Here is a 19,041-nt window from a genome sequence, read left to right on the forward strand (position 1 = left end):
CCTAGTAGATCCTCCATAGCAAAGCATCGCGCATCTAGTGTGCCACACGCTTTTGACTAATGTTCCAGTCTTCCTCCTGAAGGCTCAGCATGGGTAGGCCACCTTGGGCCTAATCTTGGACTCTTGCGAGGATCATCCAGAGTTTTGAACGTAGATTGTATTCCTTCAATCGCTTAAGTTGCTCAAGATGGGAATGAGAATGCGGTCATGACAAGCCATTGTCGGCCTTCCTGTGCTGGTTCATCAGGCGACCGTTGGCCCTGATGTGGGGTTGAAAGCACATCTTGGCCCCGTTTCATCTAGACACCACATGACACAAACGCGATCGATAGATACGCATGATGGTCACGATTACTGACAAGGAGTCAGTTTATGAATCATGGCAGCTTGAGCGATGCATTTGGCTTTCTCCGGGCATATATCACTAATCCGTTGCTTGTCGGCGCGGTTATCCCCTCTGGGCGGGCTCTATCGAATCTCATCACTTCGGAGATTTCCGTGGAAACGGGGCCAGTTATCGAACTTGGACCAGGCACGGGAACCTTTACACGCGCCCTCATCGCACGCGGTATCCCACAAGAGGACCTGGCATTAATTGAGTGCGGTTCGGAGTTTGCCAGCAAGTTACAGCATCGATTTGAGCGTACCCACATACATTGTATGGATGCCTCTCGATTGGAGGCGGTTGAACTCTTCGAGGGCAGACCGGCGGGCGCCATCATCAGCGGGCTACCGCTGTTGTCGATGACGCCGGGTAAGGTCATGGCCATTCTCGATAGTGCCTTCGCCAAGATGCGGCCGGATGGCATATTCTACCAGTTCACTTACGGGCCAACCTGCCCGATCCCAAGGGCGTTACTCGACCGACTTGGGCTCAAAGCGATCCTTATCGGTCGCAGACTCGCGAACGTTCCTCCGGCTGCGGTCTATCGCATTTGCCGACGTCAGCCGCATCCAGGTGTCGGAACCCGTACCCAGCTCATTTCCCACTCTATTTAAAGATGGTCGGTGAGAACTTAAGTCGAGAAGGCCAAGTGTGTGTTCTCAAGTGTTGCTCTGCCGTTAGCGCTTCACCGATGTTTGGACGCTTACGAAGATAAAATGGATTTTGACGCAAAGGTGGGTGGTATTGCCTCAATCATGCGGGAATCTAATTTCATAGCAAGTTGACGGTCTCAATGAGCAAGTGCAACACCTGACCCATCCGGTATGGTGCTGCCATGACTCACTGCTATCGCCACCTCACTGCTGAAGACCGAACCGCACTCTTACCGACTTGAGTGACCTGCACCCAACTTTCTAATCCATCGTGATCTTAGTAATGTTCATCACGAGAGGGGACGATGAACATGAAGAAGTGATTCACCGAAGAACAGATCATCCCTATCCTGAAGGAAGCGGAAGCTGGTCTGCCCATCAAAGAGCTGTGCCGGAAATACAACATCTCGGATGCCACCTTCTACACCTGGCATAAGAAGTACGGCGGTCTGGAGGTCTCTGAAGCCCGCCGCCTAAAGACCCTTGAGGAAGAGAACACCCGACTCAAGAAGCTCCTGGCAGAGTCCATGCTGGATGCAGAAGCGCTGAAGGCAGCCCTCAACCGAAAGTACTGACCGTCAGGAACAAGCGTGAGGCGGTGCGCACCATGTTGTCGGAGACAACAATATCCGAGCGCAAAGCCTGTTCACTCGTCGGGTTATCCCGCGCCACGATGCGGTATAGGTCTCAACACTCGCTTGACGAGCGGGAGCTGACAGAGCGCATCAAAGCTATTGCGTACGAACGTCGCCGATTTGGCTATCGACGTGTGCACCAGTTGCTGCGTCGTGAGGGTATTGAGGTGAATCACAAGAGGGTTTATCGACTCTACCGGGAAGCTGGGCTGGCTGTCGGCAGATCGTGGACGACTTCACCAAGGAATGCCTCGATATTCCCGTTGCGATGGGAATCTCAGGGAAACAGGTGGTACGCACCCTGAATGGTATTGCCGCTTTCCGAGGCTACCCAAAAGCGGTGAGAACCGACCAGGGGCCAGAATTTACCGGCCCAAGTCGCGGCAGCGTGTCATCAATGACGATCTCGCGGCGCGGGTGAAACTGGTCCTGGAGCGGTTCCCCCACCTACGGCTATCACCGCCTGGCGTGCGTCTTGGGAGAGAACCGCAAGCCGATCCAGCGCATCCTGCAAATGAAAGGCTGGCAGGTGCGCAAGCGGCCACAAGGCTTCCGACCGCATGCCAGGAGCTTGCCGTCAGTCACGTCACGGCCTGATGAACGCTGGGCGACGAATCTCACGCACGTGTGGTGCGGCAAGGATCGGCGGGCCAGTCTGGCGGTAATCATCGACTGCTGTACGCGTGAGATCCTCGGCTGGCGATTATCGGACAATGGCAGCAGCAAGACCGCTGAGGCCGCGCTGGAGGAAGCGCTAATCTATCGGCTGGGGGGCAGTTCAGTGCTGGGGCGCGTTCGGCACCCGTTGGCCCTTCGATCAGATAACGGGCTCGTTTTCAGCAGTCGCCACGACACGGGCACGGTGAAGGGCTATGGCCTCACACAGGAGTTCACGACGCCGTATACACCGGAACAGCACGGCTCTGGTCGCCGCTGCGACAGTTGGACTCGGGATCGCTTACTTGCCTGATTGCCTCACCTATGACTATTGTCGCCTCTTGGACGCTGGTGCCGATCATCACAAGTCATCTGCCTCCTCCGGCAGGGGCCCATGTCATCCGCCCTCCAGGACAGCACTCCGCACGCACGGTCCGGGGTTTCACCGAACTGCTGAACGAGAACTTTGAACAAGCTCCGCAGCGTTGGGGGCTCGAACGCTGAGGTAAGAGAGGGGCGGAGCCGGGATTGTGAGGATAGTTAGCCCGGAAAACTAAATAATCGTGCCGGAGGCGAATAACTGTGGTGTGAAATACCGACCGTCGATCAAGGGGCGAGGCGGTCCTGCGCCGATCCAGCCAGCGCCTCCCGGTGGGGGAAGTCAGGCCCTCGACGCTCGCAGGTGATCGCGGACGCGGTCGTCGCAAACGACAGCATAGAGACGACATCATCGCTAGTAAGCATGGGGAGCCGAGTGGGAGCCAAAAAATCATGCTCGTCCAGCCAGCATAACATGGCGGCTTGGAAAGCATCTCCCGCACCCACGGTATCGGCCATGTCGATGGTGGGCGCGGCGACATGCACGCGCCCGTGTCGCCGGGTGTAAGCGTCGGCGCCCCGACGGCCGCGCGTGATTACGATGACTTCGCAGTTCAGCGAGGAAAGCCATTCGGCGGCCAGCTCCTCCGGTGAAGTTCCATAAAGCAGCTCGATGTCTTCCTCGCTGATCTTGATGACATGCGCGAATCGACGGAAAACCTCGAGTCGCGCTTTCCAGTGCTCCCGGCTGGGTTCCACGCTGAGACGCACGTTGGGATCCAGCGTGACCAGTCGGTTCGACGAGGCTTGGGCCACCAACGCTTCCAGCGTGGCGGACGAGGGGCGAGTAACCAGCGAGAACGAGCCGACGTGAATGGCGCGAATGTCGCTGGTGAGCGTGGGCAAGTGCCCTCGCTCCAACAGGCTGTCGGCACTTCGGAAGCATCGAAAGTCATATTGGGGGACGCCCTGACGGTCGAGCCGAATCATGGCGAGCGCCGTGACGGCCCGATCGATCTTGACCAGATAGCGGGTGTCAACGTGCTCGGCATCCAGCACCGCCTCGAGTTGCTCCCCCCAACCATCGTCGGCGATCCCTGTCAGCATCGCGACGCGTCGCGATAATCTTGCCAGCCCGATCGCCACATTGAAGGGAGACCCACCGGGCATGGCAGTCAGTCCGATGGGCCGGCCGGGATGTCCGACTGAATGCGCATCGTCTTGCAACACATCGAACAGCGCTTCACCACAAATCAGAAACATGCTTTTGGCCTTCCGTTCAGTCGAATGCACCTTGCTGGGACGCGAAACGTGCCGTGGACTCGGTCATGTCTTCGAGCTGGCGCCGGTTGGTTTCTCGCACCGAGCAGTAGACGAAAAGCCAGGACAGGCCGGCAAAGGCCGCATACAATCCATAGGCGTATTCCAGCCCCACGCTGGCGAGCATGGGGAAGGTCATGCTGACGGCGAAATTGGCCAGCCACTGTACGGCGGCGCCCAGGCCCAGGGCGATGGCTCGGATGCGGTTGGAAAACATTTCCGCCAGCAGCACCCACACCACTGGCCCCCAACTGGCACCGAAGCCGATGATGAAGACATTGGCCGCGATCAGAGCGACGGGCCCCCAGGGATAGGGCAGGCTGAGCTCGCCGGCATGGGCCACGGCCTGGGAGAACGACAGCGCCATGATCGTCAAAGAGGCGCACATCATTGCCGAGCCGATCAACAGGAGCCGTTTCCGCCCGATATGGTCTATCAGGCAGATCGCGATCACAGTGGCGACAATATTGGTCGTGGCCATGATCACCGAGATCAGAAAAGAATCCGACTCCTGAAACCCAACGGATTTCCACAGCGTCGTCGAGTAGTAGAAGATGACGTTGATACCCACGAACTGCTGGAAGACCGACAGTAGTATGCCGACCCAGACGATGGGTAGGAACAGAAAGCGCGCATCCAGAATGTCCTTAATCGACTTATGATGATCCTGCTCGATGGTGTCGCGAATTTCATTGATCTTACGATGGTTGGCCCGAGGGTTATCGATGCCGACGACTGTCGCGAGGATCTCGCCCGCTTCACGCGCGCGCCCCTTTTCCACCAAGTAGCGTGGCGATTCCGGCAACATCAGGGCCAGTGCGCCGTAGAGCAGTGCCGGTGCTAGTTCGGTCAGGAACATCCAGCGCCAGGCAGCCAGGCCGAGCCAGGCTGTTGCGTTGGCACCTCCGGTCAGATTGGCGATGACGGCGCTGGTCAGAATCGCCAGGAAGATGCCGATCACTATCGCCAGCAACTGGAGCGTGCCCAACCGCCCGCGCAGGTTCGCCGGCGAGATCTCGGCGATATAAGCTGGCGCGATCACTGAGGCCATACCTACCCCGATACCACCGACGAAGCGCCAGAAGATCAAGTCCCACACTAGGAAGACCAGACCCGAGCCCAGCGCACTGATCGCCAGCAGGCTTGCAGCGATCAGCATCGTTCTGACCCGACCGAAACGCTCGGCGCAGACTCCCGCATACCAGGCACCGACCATGGCGCCAAGCAAGGCGAAGGAAACGGTGAACCCCAACATGCCGGGACTCAACGAAAAGGTTTGCTGAATGGCATCGACAGTGCCGTTGATGATCGAACTATCGAAGCCGAACAGGAAACCACCCATGGCGGCGGTCATGGTCACCATCATCAGGCGCGGCGAGAACGCACCGTCATCTTGTCGTGTTGCGATTTGCATGGGGAGATCCTTCCGGTGTCCTCCGAGAGCCTCGATATCCACCGGCGTTGGGAATGTCTCGGTAAGGGAGCGTCAATCCGCGGTCAGTTGATACCGCCCGAAATATGAACGTTGATTCCGGTGACATAGCTGGCGTCGTCGCTGAGCAGATAGGCCACGGTGCCGGGAATCTCTTCGACCCCGCCATATCGCCGCATGGGCACGCTGTCGATCATCTGACGTGCCACCTCGCGGGGATCGGTGGAGAAATATTGCGAATTCGCCTCGGCCTGCAGTTGGACTTGGCGGTCCCACATGAAGCCGGGACCGATGAAGGCGGGGCTGATGGCATTGACACGGATGCCGTGAGGCGCCAGGTCCTTGGCGGCGGTCTCGGTCAGGCCCACCACGGCGAACTTGGACGCGCCGTAGGCCGCCATGTTGGGGGGGCCCTGGACGCCGGCCATGCTGGCCGTGTTGACGATGCGACCATAGCCACGCTCGACCATGTGCGCCGAGACCACTTTCAATACGTGAAAGGCACCGACCACGTTGATGCGGATGACCTTGTCGAATTCGGCGGCAGGGTGTTGATGAATGGGGCTGAATGCACCTTGGTAGCCGGCATTGTTCAACAGCAGCTCGATACTCCCGAAGCACTCGACGATGGCGGACACCGCTTGTTCGACAGCATCGATGTCGGTGACATCGCAGACAAAGTTCTCTGCGGTGGCACCAGCCTCGATCAGTTGCGCACGACTACGTTCGAGCTTCTCTGGATCCAGGTCCAACAGCGCGATCGCGGCGCCTTCGCTGGCCAGTCGCTTGGCTATCGCCAGGCCGATTTCGCCGCCGCCTCCGGTGATGAGTGCGGTCTGGCCGTGAAAACGGGGGGATGCGTTCATGATTACATGTCCTTGGATAGTGTAAGGAGGTCGGTGCTCAGAAGAGGGTATATCCACCATCCAGAACGACGATCTCACCAGTCATGAAACTGGACGCAGCACTGGCGAGATAGACCGCCATCGGCCCCAGCTCTTCTGGCTCGGCGGGGCGTTGCATGGGAGCGTCTTCGATCCAGTAGCGTCGAAACTCCGGACGCTCCAGTGGCGACATTTCGGTACGGACATAGCCCGGCGCGATGGCGTTGACACGCACCCCGTGTGGCGCCCATTCGGCGGCGAGCGATCGTGTCAAGTGATGCACTGCAGCCTTGGATGCGTTGTAGGCGGGCTGCATCTGAGGCCGATTGACGATCATTCCCGACATCGAGCCGGTATTGATGATGCTGCCATGCCCCTGCGCAATCATCCGCCGGCCGACGATTTGCGAGCAGTACCAGACGCCATTGACATTCACGTTCATCACCTCGAGAAAGCGTTGCGGAGTGACCTCGATGGCGGGCTCGTGGTAGCAGATGCCCGCATTGTTGACGAGGATGTCGATCGGCGCGGACAAGCTTTCGATGGCGCTCTCGACGCTATCGGGATCGGTGACGTCCAAGCTGACGGCGCTCGCCTGATGGCCTTCCGCCTTCAGCGCATCGACGACTGCAAGATTGCGTTCGGCATGACGGGCGGCGATGACCACCGATGCACCAGCCTCGGCCAGTGCCCAGGCCAGCGCTTCGCCGATACCTCGATTGCCGCCGGTCACGACGGCGGTCTGCCCAGTCAGGTCGAAGCGCTGCATGACATGGGGACGATGAGAGTTGGCAGGCATGGAATCATCCTATTCGCGGGTGAAGGTACGCTTCCCGAGCGGGGTCTCGATGCCGGGAAACATCGTGATGACTATTGATCGGAATGTATGCATAGCTATGCAATGACGACAATCTAGGCTGCCGAACGGATGAGTTCAATGCGCTATTGGTCTAATGCAGTCCGCTGGAATCGGGACTGTGATGCCAAGCGAACGATCATGCTATATCGTTGACCTCACGGAAGACGCTACCTAAGTGGACACCCATGACCAAAAGCAGAAACCGATACCCCACCTCGTCGGACGTGGCTCGCCTGGCAGGTGTGTCACAGTCCGCGGTTTCCAGGACCTTCACCCGCGACGCGAGTATATCCACTGCGTTGCGAGAGAAGGTGCTGACCGCTGCCAGGGAGCTGGGCTATCGACCCAACGCGTTACCCGGAATCATGCAGGGTCAGCGCTCACGCATGATCGCGGTGGTCGTCGGTGGCATGTACAACCCCTTTTATGCCCGTGTGCTCGATACATTGACCGATGAGCTGCAGGCAAGAGGAGAACAGGTGCTGCTGTCTCGCGTGGAGAGCGACCATGCCCTCGACGAGGCCATCGATCAGATTACACGCTACCGGGTTGATGCCGTCGTCAGCGCATTGGCGGTGACGACCGAAGAGACGGCTCGAAAACTCTCCGCCTCCCGAATCCCGGTGGTGGCGTTCAACAGTACCCTCACCGCGCCATGGGTCAGCGCGATCAACTCCGACAACGCTGCTGCCGGCCGACAAGCCGCGGATCTGCTGCTGGCCCGAGGGGCGCGGCGATTCGGGTTCATTCACGGCCCCCTGTCCAGCCCGGCGGAGCAGGAGCGCTTCGACGGATTTGCCAGGCGCCTCGTCGCCTGCGGCAACCCCGCGCCGGCGGAAGCCAGAGGAGATTACGATTATGGAGGCGGGCAGGCCGCCATTCGCGAGTTATGGCGTGCCGCCATCCCGCCCGATGCCATTTTCTGCGCCAATGACTTAATGGCATTGGGGGCGATCGATACCCTTCGGCATGAACTGAGCGTCTCGGTACCTCGATCGGTCCGCATCATCGGCTACGACAATATCGACTCATGCGACTGGCTTGGTTATCAACTCACCAGCTTCGACCAGGATGTCAACACGATGGTTGAAGGCGCCATCAGCCTGATCTTTGACAGGGAGGGTCTCGGGGAGAAGAGCGTGACGGTGACCGTCTCGCCCAAATTGGTGGAGCGAAGCAGTACCCGGTGAGCGGGCCTCGAGCCAACGGGGATGGCCTGCCGGCTTCCTCACGCTGCGACGCTTCCCATCCGGTCACAAATTAATTGGCCCGGTGCTGCCCTCGGCGCCACCTTTGTCCCAGTGCTTCAGCAGCGGGCACTGGACCAGCAGCGCTGCGGTGGTGCCCATGGATGGTTACCACTACGACAACGCTGTCCTCAAACCCCTGGGGTCGTTGCCGATCAAAGGTGCCCCCCGAAACCTTCGACATCGAGGGCCTGTTGCATGATCTGGCGCGCTTGCGTGCTGCCGATCGCGACGTGGCGGTACCGGTGTTCGATCGACCTCTGGATCTAGCCCGTGCCGGTGGCCGAGTAATCACTCCGGGGCACCGAGTTCTGATCGTAGAAGGCAACTATCTGTTGTTGAATGAAGGGCTCTGGCCAGCACTGCGCGATTACTTTGATTTCAGTCTCTTTCTCCATGTCGAGGACACCGTACTCGAGCAGCGTCTGATCGAGCGTTGGTTGAGCATGGGGCAGGACCAAGCCGTAGCCATCGCTAAGGCCCGTGACAAGGACATGCCCAATACCCGCTTGATCAAGGCTCGTTCAATAGCGGCTGATCTGGTCTGGAACCAGGAAAGCATTACCTAAATGCCTCCGCGAGCGAATCTTTGCGACGACGCGTTAAATACAGGAGCTGTCGAGTAGATCACTAATGCCAGAAAGTGGCTTTTGCTATGCATGTCGTTCGGACTGCAAGGCAGTCGTCCACGCCTTCCAGCACATGTCGATGGCATCGACATATCCTCGCTTCATGTCGATAAATCACCGCATAGCGGACTGGCACATCGCCTTGCCTAAATATGATTTATTGCTATCAGTCGGTTAGAAAAATATAAATTTTTACTATCATAAGAATGCTTTAAAAAGATGGCACGTCAATAACGCATGACCGTCACACGAGGGTGAGCGCGTTATTGAAGGTACCGACTATGGGTGCCTTTAGTATCACCAAGCGCAAGCGCCATTATGGGGAGAGCAAGTATGAGCGGAAAATGTCCGGTAATGCACGGTGGCAATACCTCCACGGGAACCTCCAATAAGGACTGGTGGCCGGAAGGTATTAACCTGGACATCCTGCACCAGCACGACCGTAAAACCAATCCGATGGACCCTGACTTCAACTATCGGGAAGAGGTCAAGAAGCTTGACGTCCAAGCGCTGAAGAACGACCTCCGAAAGCTGATGGTGGATAGTCAGGAGTGGTGGCCTGCGGACTGGGGAAGCTACGTGGGTATGTTCATCCGTGTCGCATGGCACTCCGCAGGCTCCTATCGCTTGGCGGATGGCCGTGGCGGCGGTGGTACGGGCAACCAACGGTTCGCGCCGCTCAACTCTTGGCCGGATAATGTGAATACCGATAAGGGGCGTCGCCTCTTGTGGCCAATCAAAAAGAAATACGGCAATAAGGTTTCATGGGCCGACCTGATGGTCCTGTCCGGTACCATCGCTTACGAAGTCGCAGGCTTGAAGACCTATGGTTTCGCCTTCGGCCGTGAAGATATCTGGCATCCGGAAAAGGATATCTACTGGGGTGACGAGAAAGAGTGGCTGGCACCCTCTGACGAGCGTTACGTCGACGTCGACAAGCCGGACACCATGGAAAATCCGCTGGCAGCGGTACAGATGGGGCTCATTTACGTCAATCCAGAGGGCGTCAACGGACAGCCCGATCCGCAGAAAACCGCCGAGCAGGTACGTGAAACCTTCGCTCGCATGGCCATGAACGATGAAGAGACTGCGGCGCTGACGGCCGGTGGGCACACGATCGGTAAGTGTCATGGTAATGGTGATGCTGACGAGCTCAGTGCAGAGCCTGAAGCGGCCGATGTGGAATATCAGGGCATCGGTTGGATGAATACCAAAGGCCGTGGCGTCGGTCGTGATACCGTCGTATCCGGTATAGAGGGCGCCTGGACCAAGAATCCGACCCAGTGGGATATGGGTTGGTTCGATATGCTGTTCAACCACGAATGGGAACTCAAGAAGAGCCCGGCCGGGGCATGGCAATGGGAACCGGTCGATATTGCCGAAGACGATATGCCGGTGGATGTCGAAGACCCGTCCATTCGCCGCAAGCCGATCATGACCGATGCCGATATGGCGATGAAGGTGGACCCCGTCTACAACGACATCTGCCGGAAATTCATGAACGACCCAGAGTATTTCTCTGAAACGTTTGCCAAGGCATGGTTCAAGCTCACCCATCGCGACCTGGGCCCGAAAGCACGCTATATCGGCCCCGACGTCCCCGCGGAAGACCTGATCTGGCAGGACCCGGTTCCGGCAGGCAGCATCGCCTATTGCGAAGAAGTCGTTAAGCAGAAAATCGCGGAAAGCGGCCTGAGCATCGGTGAGATGGTCAGCACGGCATGGGACAGCGCTCGTACGTATCGCGGTTCCGATATGCGCGGTGGTGCCAACGGTGCGCGTATCCGCCTGGCACCTCAGAATGATTGGCCGGGGAATGAGCCCGAGCGTCTCGCCAAAGTCCTCGACGTCTATGAGCGGATCTCTGCCGAGACCGGTGCCAGCATCGCCGATGTGATCGTGCTGGGGGGTAGCGTTGGTATCGAAAAGGCGGCGAAGGCGGCGGGCCATGATGTGCATGTACCGTTCCTGAAAGGCCGCGGCGACGCCACCGACGAGATGACCGATGCCGACTCCTTCGCGCCGCTGGAGCCGCTGGCTGATGGCTTCCGTAATTGGCAGAAGCAAGACTATGTGGTGAAGCCGGAAGAAATGCTGCTCGACCGAGCCCAATTGATGGGGCTGACCGGGCCGGAAATGACCGTGCTGATCGGCGGTATGCGAGTGCTGGGCACCAACCATGGCGGTACCAGGCACGGTGTCTTCACCGACCGTGAAGGCCAGTTGACCAACGATTTCTTCGTCAATCTGACCGACATGGGCAACACCTGGAAGCCCGCGGGTAATAACCTCTACGAGATCCGCGACCGGCAAACGGACACCGTCAAGTGGACAGCGTCGCGCGTCGACCTGGTCTTCGGTTCCAACTCGCTGCTGCGTTCTTACGCGGAAGTCTATGCCCAGGACGACAATGGCGAAAAGTTCGTCAACGACTTCGTCGCTGCCTGGACGAAAGTGATGAACGCCGACCGTTTCGACGTCGCATGACCCTCCCCTATCCCGGTTAGCGTCTCGCGCACGCCGGGAAACGCGACACGGCCCTTCAGGACGAAGCGCGCCGTGTCGCGATACCGTGACCCTGCGCTTGACGAACGTGATCCGATGGGAAGACAACCTGTCGAGCAGCAGGCTACTTTATACTTTCGTCTAACCCTGCGATCATTGCGCTCTCATCACGCAGCACTCGCTGCGCTCCACTCAAGGAGAGCCCCATGCAGGATGCGCCCTCAACCGGAACGTACGCCAACAAACCACGCCTGGCCGAACTGTCCCTGGCACTCGGCGGCTTCGGTATCGGCACCACGGAATTCGTGATCATGGGGCTGATGAACCCCATCGCCGACAATCTCGCCGTCAGCGTGCCGGACGTCGGTTACGCCATCAGCAGCTACGCCTTGGGCGTGGTGGTAGGAGCCCCATTGATCGCGTCGCTCGGGGCGCGTATACCCCGCCGCGCTCTCTTGATCGCTCTGATGCTGATCTTCGCCATCGGTAATCTGGCCAGCGCCCTGGCCCCCGGTTTCTGGTCGTTCGTTGGCCTGCGCTTCCTGGCCGGCTTGCCGCACGGCGCCTACTTCGGCGTCGCCGCATTGGTCGCCGCCGGAGCGGTGCCCCTCGATGAACGCGCTCGCGCGGTGGGGCGTGTGATGATGGGATTGACCATTGCCATTCTGCTGGGCGCACCCCTGGGTACCTGGTTCGGCACTCAGTTCGGCTGGCGGGTGGCTTTCGCCGCAGTCGGCGGTATCGCACTGCTCACGGCACTGATGATCCGCTGTTTCGTTCCCCCGCAACCCCGCGATCCTGATGCCAGCCCGGTGCGTGAACTCACGGCATTGATCAAGCAGCGCGTGCTGTTCACCCTGGGCGTGGCCTGTATCGGCTTCGGCGGCATGTTCGCGATCTTCAGCTACGTGATGCCGACACTGGTAAAACAGGCCGGTATGAGCGAGGCCCTGGCCCCGCTGGTGTTGGTCATTTTTGGTATCGGGACGATCATCGGGACGCTTGCCGGTGCCCGACTGGCCGACCGTAACCTGGTACGCGCCATCCCCCGCATCCTGCTGTGGTGTGCCTTGGTGCAAGGGCTGTTCTATCTGGCCGCCAACCATATCCTGACCGGGCTAGTGTTCGTCTGCCTGACCGGCACCAGTATGGCACTGGGGCCGGCGCTGCAGACGCGCTTGATGGATGTGGCGGAAGATGCCCAGACCATGGCCGCCTCGCTCAATCACGCCGCCTTCAACATGGCCAACGCCTTGGGCGCCTGGCTGGCCGGTGTCGCCATCAAGCTCGGTTTTACATGGTCCATCACCGGGCTGGTAGGCACCCTCCTGGCCTTATGCGGGCTCGCCATCTTCACCATCGGCCTATGGCTGGAACGCCCAACCACAACCTGTTCACATCCTGATTAGAGAGACACTGACTCACGTCGACGGCTACCCGCTCAGTCAGCCCAGGCCGCTATTCAGTGCCACCCTGAATTGGCATCAAATGGCGCTGCCGCCTTAGCAGGATCAGTGCCATGATCACCAACAGCGCCACGAGACCGGCAAAGAGTTCACCGGTAATCGACAGACCAATCACGCGCGCCGTTAGCCCAATCCCCACTACCGGCAACGAAATCGCCACATAAGCGACCACGAAGAAACTGGAGGTCGCCTCCGCTCGTCGGATTGGCGGGCAAGCGGCCACCACCTCGCCCAAGCCGGCGCGAAACGCGATGCCCTGTCCGATACCGGCCACCAGTGCGCCGACCAGGAAGCACGCCAGCGAGGCCAGTGCGATCCCTGTACCAATGGCCATGACGCCAACGAGCAATATCAAGCAACCGCAAGGCAGCCGCAGGGGGGAGGGAATCCGAGCCTGTAGCAGTTGCCCCAGCGTCGAGGCGAAGAACGGCGAACCTGCCACTGCGCCGATGGCTATCGGATTCGACACAGCCATCACCTGCCCCATGAACGCCGGCGCCGTAGCGGTGAAGAAACCGAGCACAGAAAACCCCGCAAAGCCGGCAATGGCTGCCGGGAAGAACACGGCGCGAACCTCTGCCGGCACACTGGGCCGTTGCCATCCGAGTCGTATCCGCTCGGGTCGCACCACCGTCTCCGGAGCGAACCCGATTGCCAGTATCGCCAATCCAGCCAACGCCAGGTGCAACATGTAAGGAAGCCACAAAGGATCAGGCAGATAGCTCGCACATAGCCCGGCCACCACCGGTCCGAGACCCAACCCCCCCATATTGGCTGCCGTGGCTGCCAATGCCGCATAAGGTTGCAGGCGTGCCGGCGCGAGCTCCAGGACCGCTACCGTTGCCGTTCCGGTGAAGACGCCGGCAGAGAGTCCGGAGAGTACCCGGCCGGTGAGCATGGCCCCCAGCCCCTCTGCCTGCAGGAAGACCAGATCGCTGACAACGGCGGCCAACAGGCCGGCCAGCAGTAGCGGACGCCGGCCCAGTTGATCCGACCAGCGCCCGGTCACCAACAGGGCCGCTATCACGCCCACCGCATAAGCGGCAAAAATCACCGTGATGGTGAACTGCGAGAAACCAAGCTGCGCCTGGTAGAGCGGATAGAGGGGAGTAGGCAGAGTCGTGCCGAGCATGGTGGCTAGAAAGGCGAAAACCGCCCCGCCAAAGGCAACGGATCGCTGCATTGTCGATAGGGAAGACACTGGCATGATTCCTTTCCCGCCGTAAGTCAAGATAACCGAGTCTAGCACGCCAGATTCGACGTACCATGACGTGGCACCCAGCGAACGGTTATAATGCGCCGCTTGACGCCAGGACCCGCCCGGCAGGCGGGGACATTCGCGATCCGGAGCCCCACATGTCCCAAGGTACCCTCTACATCATTTCCGCCCCCTCCGGCGCGGGCAAGACCAGCCTGGTTCGTGAACTGCTCAAACGCCTCGACGACATCCAGGTATCGGTATCTCATACCACGCGGACCATGCGCCCCGGCGAAGTCGACGGTACCAATTACCACTTCGTCGATGTGGCCACCTTCGAACGCATGATCGAACGTGGCGACTTCTTCGAATACGCCAAGGTCTTCGACAACTACTACGGCACCTCGCGCCCGGCCGTTCAAGCACTACTGGCGGCAGGCAAGGACGTGATTCTCGAAATCGACTGGCAGGGTGCCCGTCAGGTACGCAATCAGGTACCCGATGCTGAATCGGTCTTCATTCTGCCCCCATCGCGGGAGGCCTTGCGTCAGCGGTTGGCTGATCGGGGCACCGACGACGACGACGTGATCACGAGGCGCATGCGGGACGCAATCAGTGAAATGTCGCATTACGATGAGTACGACCATGTGATCATCAACGACGATTTTGCATCCGCCCGAGATGACCTGGAAAGTCTGGTACGTGCCCGGAGAACACGTCTCGGTCGCGTGCAAGAGACACGCGGCCGCTTGCTCGAAATGCTCTTGTCACGCGATGAGGGCGTCGAGTAAACTGTCTTGTCCTTCGTTTTGCATCATTCAACTCCTCATTTCGAATTCAGGTAACTGCTCATGGCGCGAGTCACCGTTGAAGATTGTCTGGATCACGTCGAAAACCGTTTCAAGCTGGTGATGATTTCCACCCAGCGCGCGCGCCAACTGGCCCGCGGTTCACGTGATGCCCTTATGCCCTGGGAAAATGACAAGCCCACCGTCATGGCGCTGCGCGAAATCGCTGCCGGCAAGATCGACGACAACATTCTGGATGAGCCGATCGAGGCCTCGGCCCGCATGCCGAGCGAGACCTCGCCGCGCGAGGAGTGACGCAGCGCCGCGAATCGGATAACGTGAGGCTATCGTTTCGTTATCAACGTTCGTGGTTTTGGGTATAGGCGCGTTTCATGTTCACCATCGATGACCTGGCCGATCGCCTCGGCGGCTATCTTCCATTGGATGAGATCCAGCAGGTCAAACGCGCCTTTTACTACGCAGAACAAGCCCATGACGGGCAGCAACGCCGTTCTGGCGAACCCTATGTAACTCATCCCCTCGCGGTGGCCAACATTCTGGCCAATATGCATATGGACCATCAGAGTCTGATGGCTGCCATGTTGCATGACGTCATCGAAGACACCGGTGTCTCCAAGGAAGCGTTGGCCAAGCAATTTGGCGAGCCGGTCGCGGAGCTGGTCGACGGTGTCTCGAAATTGACCCAGATCACCTTCGAAGACAAGGCAGTCGCACAGGCCGAGAATTTCCAGAAGATGGTCCTGGCAATGTCCCGGGACATCCGCGTGATCATCGTCAAACTCGCCGATCGCTTGCACAACATGCGTACCCTGGGGGCTCTGCGTCCCGACAAGAAGCGGCGCATTGCGCGTGAAACCCTCGAAATCTACGCTCGCATTGCCAGCCGCCTGGGTATCAATACCATTCGCGTGGAACTCGAAGACCTCTCGTTCCACGCGCTGCATCCCATGCGCAGCGAACGTATCAAGCGCGCCGTCAGCAAGGCACGCGGCAACCGCCGGTCGACCATTCGCCAACTGCAGAACAGCTTGCAGAAGTGCATCGACGACGATGGACTGACCGGCACGGTCATTGGACGTCAGAAACATCTGCTGTCGATCTATCGCAAGATGCGGGACCAGCGAAAATCATTTGCCGAGATCATGGACGTCTTCGGGTTTCGCATCATTACCGACAATGTCGATAGTTGTTATCGCATCCTCGGCGCCGTACACAACCTCTACAAGCCGGTGCCTGGCCGATTCAAGGATTACATTGCCATTCCCAAGGCCAATGGCTACCAAAGCCTGCACACGACGCTGTTCGGGACTCGTGGTATGCCTATCGAGGTACAGATCCGTACCCGTGAAATGGAAGCCATGGCCAACAACGGCATCGCCGCTCACTGGCTTTACAAGGCAGGGCAGACGGAGCGACCGATTGCCGCCGGCAGCCATGCCCGGGCTCGTGAGTGGGTTCGTGGCCTGCTCGAGATGCAACGCCATGCCGGTAACTCGCTGGAATTCATCGAACATGTCAAGAACGACCTGTTTCCCGATGACATCTACGTGTTCACTCCCAAGGGAGACATCATGGAGCTGCCCCAGGGCGCCACGGTGATCGATTTTGCCTACAGCGTGCATACCGACATCGGCAACAGCTGCATCGCTTGTCGTATCGATCGTCACCTGGCTCCCCTGTCGACTCGGCTGGAGAGCGGCCAGACACTGGAAGTGATCACCGCCCCTGGCGGACGACCGAACACGTCCTGGCTATCGTTCGTAGTGACAGCCAAGGCGCGTTCCGCCATTCGTCACGCCCTGAAACACCAACAGCATACGGAATCCATCCAACTGGGTCGCAGGCTCCTCAATAAAGCCCTTGCCGATTACGACACCAGCCTGGAGGAATTACCCGATGGCTCCTTGCACCATTTGCTGGACGAACTGTCGTTGAAGAATGAAGACGCCTTGCTGGAGTCTATCGGGTTGGGAACAAGACTCGCCCATGCCATTGCCAGGCAGTTAGTCGATGCCCCTCGTGAAGAGTCGGCAGAAGGCTCCCTTCCCGTTTCCCAGCAAGGATCGATCATGATCAGCGGAACCGAGGGCATGGTCATCAGCTTCGCACGTTGTTGCCACCCGCTGCCCGGCGACCCGGTGATTGGTCATCTATCGGTCGGCAAGGGCATCGTCGTTCACCGAACCGACTGTCGGAACCTGGACGAACTCAGAAGTGATCCCGAGAAGCTATTTGCGTTACAGTGGTCACAACACATTGAAGACGATTTCCCGGTCGCGCTGCGTATCGAAGTCGAGAGCCGCCGGGGATTAGTCGCGGAACTGGCCAGCTTGGTCACGGATGCCGATGCCAATATCGAACGCATTGGCATCGAGGAACGTGATGCACGTCTATCGATCGTCAATTTGACACTGGCGGTACGTGATCGTGTTCACTTGGCACGCATTATCAAACGGACTCGCAACCTGCCCCACGTCGGCAAGATCTCGCGCGTCCTGAACTGAACCCTGGCGAACGTTTTACCGCCGCCATTGCGGCGGAGCGGTCGTCTTTTTTATTACAGGAGATGCCTCATGAGCAACAAGGCCGTCATCAATACCGATAAAGCGCCTGCGGCAATCGGTCCATACTCCCAGGCGATCAAGGCTGGCAATACTGTGTACCTGTCCGGTCAGATCCCTCTCGATCCGTCCACCATGGAACTCGTTTCGGATGATTTCGAAACCCAGGCACGCCAAGTATTCACCAACCTCAAGTCAGTCTGCGAGGAAGCCGCCGGTTCACTCGGCGACCTGGTCAAGATCAACCTCTATCTGATCGACCTGGATAACTTCGCTATCGTCAATCGCGTCATGGAAGAATGCCTCGAGCAGCCATTCCCCGCACGAGCGGCAGTAGGAGTCAAGGCATTGCCCAAGGGAAGTCAGGTCGAGGCGGAAGCCATCATGGTGCTCGGCGACTGACCTGTCCACGGGAAAACCGGAACATGCGACTGTTTCTGGCACTACGTCCCTCTCCCGACTTGCGTCGGCAGTTGGGTGAGTTGGCGGATACGGTTCACGCCCGTTACGGCGGACGTCGCATGCCTGATGCTACCTTGCATGCGACTCTGGCCTTTCTGGGCGAGGTTCCCAATGAGCGCTGCCACGAGCTGGTGCGTTTCACGCGGGAATGGCGCATACCGCCCGCCACCTGGCGCCTGAATCGCTTCGGTTATTTCCGCGGTCCGAAAATACTCTGGGTGGGGAGTCACGACACCCCCTCCCCATTGCAGCAATTACATAACGATCTATGGCAACACCTGGAACAACTGGGCTTCGCGCCGCCCAACTCGGGAAATTTCGTACCTCATGTCACACTACTGCGGAAGGTAGCGGAACCCGAATGGACCTCTCTACCCGACATCGACTTCGAATGGCATTATAATCAATTGACACTGATCCGGTCAGTCGCCACGAAGCATGGTCAGGATTATCAGCGTCTCGCTCAGTCCGTGAACGGCTGGATGGAATCACCAGGGAGGGGAAATGGGTAAACATTTGCTGAAAGGTGTCTGGCCGATGCTGGTCGTGGGGATGATATTGACACCCACTGCATCCAGCCACGCCGATGCCTATATTGCACCTGGCGTGACCAGTGAAGAGACGGCCACCCTGACACTAGGGCTAGACCACACTTTCGATCTGGATGACTGGTCACCTGCACTCAGCCTACGGCTGACAGGTAGTGTGCTGCTGCTCGAACGTCACGGCGGCGATAATGCTGCATTGGTCATCGCGCCAGCGCTACGCTATACCTTTCTGGAGACGCCATTCTCACCCTTCCTGGAAGCGGGGGTTGGGGGCGCACTGTTTCTGGATGCCAGCATGGAGGACCGGGACCTGTCGACGGCCTTTCAGTTCGAAGATCGTGTGGCCGCCGGTCTGCATCTTGAGCATGGGGGTGAATTGGGTATCAGTGCAGCGCATTATTCCAATGCCAGCATCAAGAAACCCAATGATGGCTTCGAGGTTTATTCATTGACCTACCGCCATCCGTTGTGAC

At 58.8% G+C, this 19,041-nt stretch carries 17 protein-coding genes and 1 pseudogene; 13 read left to right on the plus strand and 5 right to left on the minus strand.

Translation table 11 applies throughout. From position 1 onward, the window contains the following. Positions 1 to 372 precede the first annotated feature (372 nt). The 3 genes and pseudogenes from FVV99_RS01650 to FVV99_RS01665 all read left to right on the plus strand — a co-directional run bounded on the left by FVV99_RS01650 (position 373) and on the right by FVV99_RS01665 (position 2,643). Positions 373 to 999, plus strand: a complete 627-nt coding sequence (locus FVV99_RS01650; RefSeq protein WP_201745006.1) for a class I SAM-dependent methyltransferase — start codon at positions 373 to 375, stop codon at positions 997 to 999. 377 nt (positions 1,000 to 1,376) lie between these two features. Beyond that, positions 1,377 to 2,043 (plus strand): annotated as a pseudogene (locus tag FVV99_RS18735) (transposase); the annotation flags it as partial. Positions 2,044 to 2,148: 105 nt separating this feature from the next. Then, a complete protein-coding gene (locus FVV99_RS01665; protein WP_148252247.1) occupies positions 2,149 to 2,643 on the plus strand; it encodes a DDE-type integrase/transposase/recombinase in 495 nt (164 codons plus the stop codon). Positions 2,644 to 2,936: 293 nt separating this feature from the next. On the opposite strand, the gene FVV99_RS01675 is transcribed toward FVV99_RS01665, so the two are convergent. The 4 genes from FVV99_RS01675 to FVV99_RS01690 all read right to left on the minus strand — a co-directional run bounded on the left by FVV99_RS01675 (position 2,937) and on the right by FVV99_RS01690 (position 7,083). Continuing rightward, positions 2,937 to 3,911, minus strand: a complete 975-nt coding sequence (locus tag FVV99_RS01675; protein ID WP_148252248.1) for a carbohydrate kinase family protein — start codon at positions 3,909 to 3,911, stop codon at positions 2,937 to 2,939. A gap of 16 nt (positions 3,912 to 3,927) precedes the next feature. Then, a complete protein-coding gene (locus FVV99_RS01680; protein WP_148252249.1) occupies positions 3,928 to 5,382 on the minus strand; it encodes a sugar porter family MFS transporter in 1,455 nt (484 codons plus the stop codon). Between the two features lie 83 nt (positions 5,383 to 5,465). Then, a complete protein-coding gene (locus FVV99_RS01685; protein WP_148252250.1) occupies positions 5,466 to 6,266 on the minus strand; it encodes an SDR family NAD(P)-dependent oxidoreductase in 801 nt (266 codons plus the stop codon). Positions 6,267 to 6,303: 37 nt separating this feature from the next. Next, complete coding sequence (locus FVV99_RS01690; RefSeq protein ID WP_201745007.1) at positions 6,304 to 7,083, minus strand: glucose 1-dehydrogenase; 780 nt, start codon at positions 7,081 to 7,083, stop codon at positions 6,304 to 6,306. A gap of 245 nt (positions 7,084 to 7,328) precedes the next feature. Here FVV99_RS01690 and FVV99_RS01695 point away from each other — a divergent pair, with 245 nt between their 5' ends. The 4 genes from FVV99_RS01695 to FVV99_RS01710 all read left to right on the plus strand — a co-directional run bounded on the left by FVV99_RS01695 (position 7,329) and on the right by FVV99_RS01710 (position 12,933). Further along, positions 7,329 to 8,333 carry a LacI family DNA-binding transcriptional regulator gene (locus FVV99_RS01695; protein WP_148252251.1) on the plus strand — a complete coding sequence of 335 codons (1,005 nt, stop codon included), beginning with the start codon at positions 7,329 to 7,331 and terminating at the stop codon, positions 8,331 to 8,333. A gap of 218 nt (positions 8,334 to 8,551) precedes the next feature. After that, complete coding sequence (locus tag FVV99_RS01700; RefSeq protein WP_330859263.1) at positions 8,552 to 8,959, plus strand: nucleoside/nucleotide kinase family protein; 408 nt, start codon at positions 8,552 to 8,554, stop codon at positions 8,957 to 8,959. Positions 8,960 to 9,352: 393 nt separating this feature from the next. Then, positions 9,353 to 11,506 carry a catalase/peroxidase HPI gene (katG, locus tag FVV99_RS01705; RefSeq protein ID WP_148252252.1) on the plus strand — a complete coding sequence of 718 codons (2,154 nt, stop codon included), beginning with the start codon at positions 9,353 to 9,355 and terminating at the stop codon, positions 11,504 to 11,506. Between the two features lie 224 nt (positions 11,507 to 11,730). Further along, positions 11,731 to 12,933 carry an MFS transporter gene (locus FVV99_RS01710; protein WP_148252253.1) on the plus strand — a complete coding sequence of 401 codons (1,203 nt, stop codon included), beginning with the start codon at positions 11,731 to 11,733 and terminating at the stop codon, positions 12,931 to 12,933. Between the two features lie 49 nt (positions 12,934 to 12,982). On the opposite strand, the gene FVV99_RS01715 is transcribed toward FVV99_RS01710, so the two are convergent. Then, positions 12,983 to 14,197: an MFS transporter gene (locus FVV99_RS01715; RefSeq protein WP_201745008.1), complete on the minus strand. Its 1,215-nt coding sequence runs from the start codon at positions 14,195 to 14,197 to the stop codon at positions 12,983 to 12,985. Between the two features lie 149 nt (positions 14,198 to 14,346). On the opposite strand from FVV99_RS01715, the gene gmk reads away from it, so the two are divergent. The 6 genes from gmk (at position 14,347) to FVV99_RS01745 (ending at position 19,040) form a co-directional block, all read left to right on the plus strand. Next, positions 14,347 to 14,979, plus strand: a complete 633-nt coding sequence (gene gmk, locus FVV99_RS01720; protein WP_148252254.1) for a guanylate kinase — start codon at positions 14,347 to 14,349, stop codon at positions 14,977 to 14,979. A 60-nt stretch (positions 14,980 to 15,039) separates the two neighbouring features. Further along, on the plus strand, positions 15,040 to 15,291 hold the full coding sequence (gene rpoZ, locus FVV99_RS01725) for a DNA-directed RNA polymerase subunit omega (protein ID WP_148252255.1): 252 nt from the start codon (positions 15,040 to 15,042) through the stop codon (positions 15,289 to 15,291). Between the two features lie 77 nt (positions 15,292 to 15,368). After that, a complete protein-coding gene (locus FVV99_RS01730; RefSeq protein WP_148252256.1) occupies positions 15,369 to 17,501 on the plus strand; it encodes a RelA/SpoT family protein in 2,133 nt (710 codons plus the stop codon). 69 nt (positions 17,502 to 17,570) lie between these two features. Next, positions 17,571 to 17,960 carry a RidA family protein gene (locus FVV99_RS01735; protein WP_148252257.1) on the plus strand — a complete coding sequence of 130 codons (390 nt, stop codon included), beginning with the start codon at positions 17,571 to 17,573 and terminating at the stop codon, positions 17,958 to 17,960. Positions 17,961 to 17,983: 23 nt separating this feature from the next. Beyond that, on the plus strand, positions 17,984 to 18,532 hold the full coding sequence (gene thpR / locus FVV99_RS01740) for an RNA 2',3'-cyclic phosphodiesterase (protein ID WP_148252258.1): 549 nt from the start codon (positions 17,984 to 17,986) through the stop codon (positions 18,530 to 18,532). After that, positions 18,525 to 19,040 (plus strand): acyloxyacyl hydrolase, encoded by a 516-nt coding sequence (locus tag FVV99_RS01745; protein ID WP_148252259.1) that lies wholly within the window; start codon positions 18,525 to 18,527, stop codon positions 19,038 to 19,040. Before thpR ends, FVV99_RS01745 begins: the two co-directional genes overlap by 8 nt. Position 19,041: the final 1 nt, after the last annotated feature.

It is taken from the genome of Aidingimonas lacisalsi (assembly GCF_008079445.1).
Lineage (GTDB): Bacteria > Pseudomonadota > Gammaproteobacteria > Pseudomonadales > Halomonadaceae > Aidingimonas > Aidingimonas lacisalsi.

Coding starts and splice junctions, on each gene's coding strand:
- FVV99_RS01650 (WP_201745006.1), top strand. CDS start 373: ATGAATCATGGCAGCTTGAGCGATGCATTTGGCTTTCTCCGGGCATAT.
- FVV99_RS01675 (WP_148252248.1), bottom strand. CDS start 3,911: ATGTTTCTGATTTGTGGTGAAGCGCTGTTCGATGTGTTGCAAGACGAT.
- FVV99_RS01680 (WP_148252249.1), bottom strand. CDS start 5,382: ATGCAAATCGCAACACGACAAGATGACGGTGCGTTCTCGCCGCGCCTG.
- FVV99_RS01685 (WP_148252250.1), bottom strand. CDS start 6,266: ATGAACGCATCCCCCCGTTTTCACGGCCAGACCGCACTCATCACCGGA.
- FVV99_RS01690 (WP_201745007.1), bottom strand. CDS start 7,083: ATGCCTGCCAACTCTCATCGTCCCCATGTCATGCAGCGCTTCGACCTG.
- FVV99_RS01695 (WP_148252251.1), top strand. CDS start 7,329: ATGACCAAAAGCAGAAACCGATACCCCACCTCGTCGGACGTGGCTCGC.
- katG (WP_148252252.1), top strand. CDS start 9,353: ATGAGCGGAAAATGTCCGGTAATGCACGGTGGCAATACCTCCACGGGA.
- FVV99_RS01710 (WP_148252253.1), top strand. CDS start 11,731: ATGCAGGATGCGCCCTCAACCGGAACGTACGCCAACAAACCACGCCTG.
- FVV99_RS01715 (WP_201745008.1), bottom strand. CDS start 14,197: ATGCCAGTGTCTTCCCTATCGACAATGCAGCGATCCGTTGCCTTTGGC.
- gmk (WP_148252254.1), top strand. CDS start 14,347: ATGTCCCAAGGTACCCTCTACATCATTTCCGCCCCCTCCGGCGCGGGC.
- rpoZ (WP_148252255.1), top strand. CDS start 15,040: ATGGCGCGAGTCACCGTTGAAGATTGTCTGGATCACGTCGAAAACCGT.
- FVV99_RS01730 (WP_148252256.1), top strand. CDS start 15,369: ATGTTCACCATCGATGACCTGGCCGATCGCCTCGGCGGCTATCTTCCA.
- FVV99_RS01735 (WP_148252257.1), top strand. CDS start 17,571: ATGAGCAACAAGGCCGTCATCAATACCGATAAAGCGCCTGCGGCAATC.
- thpR (WP_148252258.1), top strand. CDS start 17,984: ATGCGACTGTTTCTGGCACTACGTCCCTCTCCCGACTTGCGTCGGCAG.
- FVV99_RS01745 (WP_148252259.1), top strand. CDS start 18,525: ATGGGTAAACATTTGCTGAAAGGTGTCTGGCCGATGCTGGTCGTGGGG.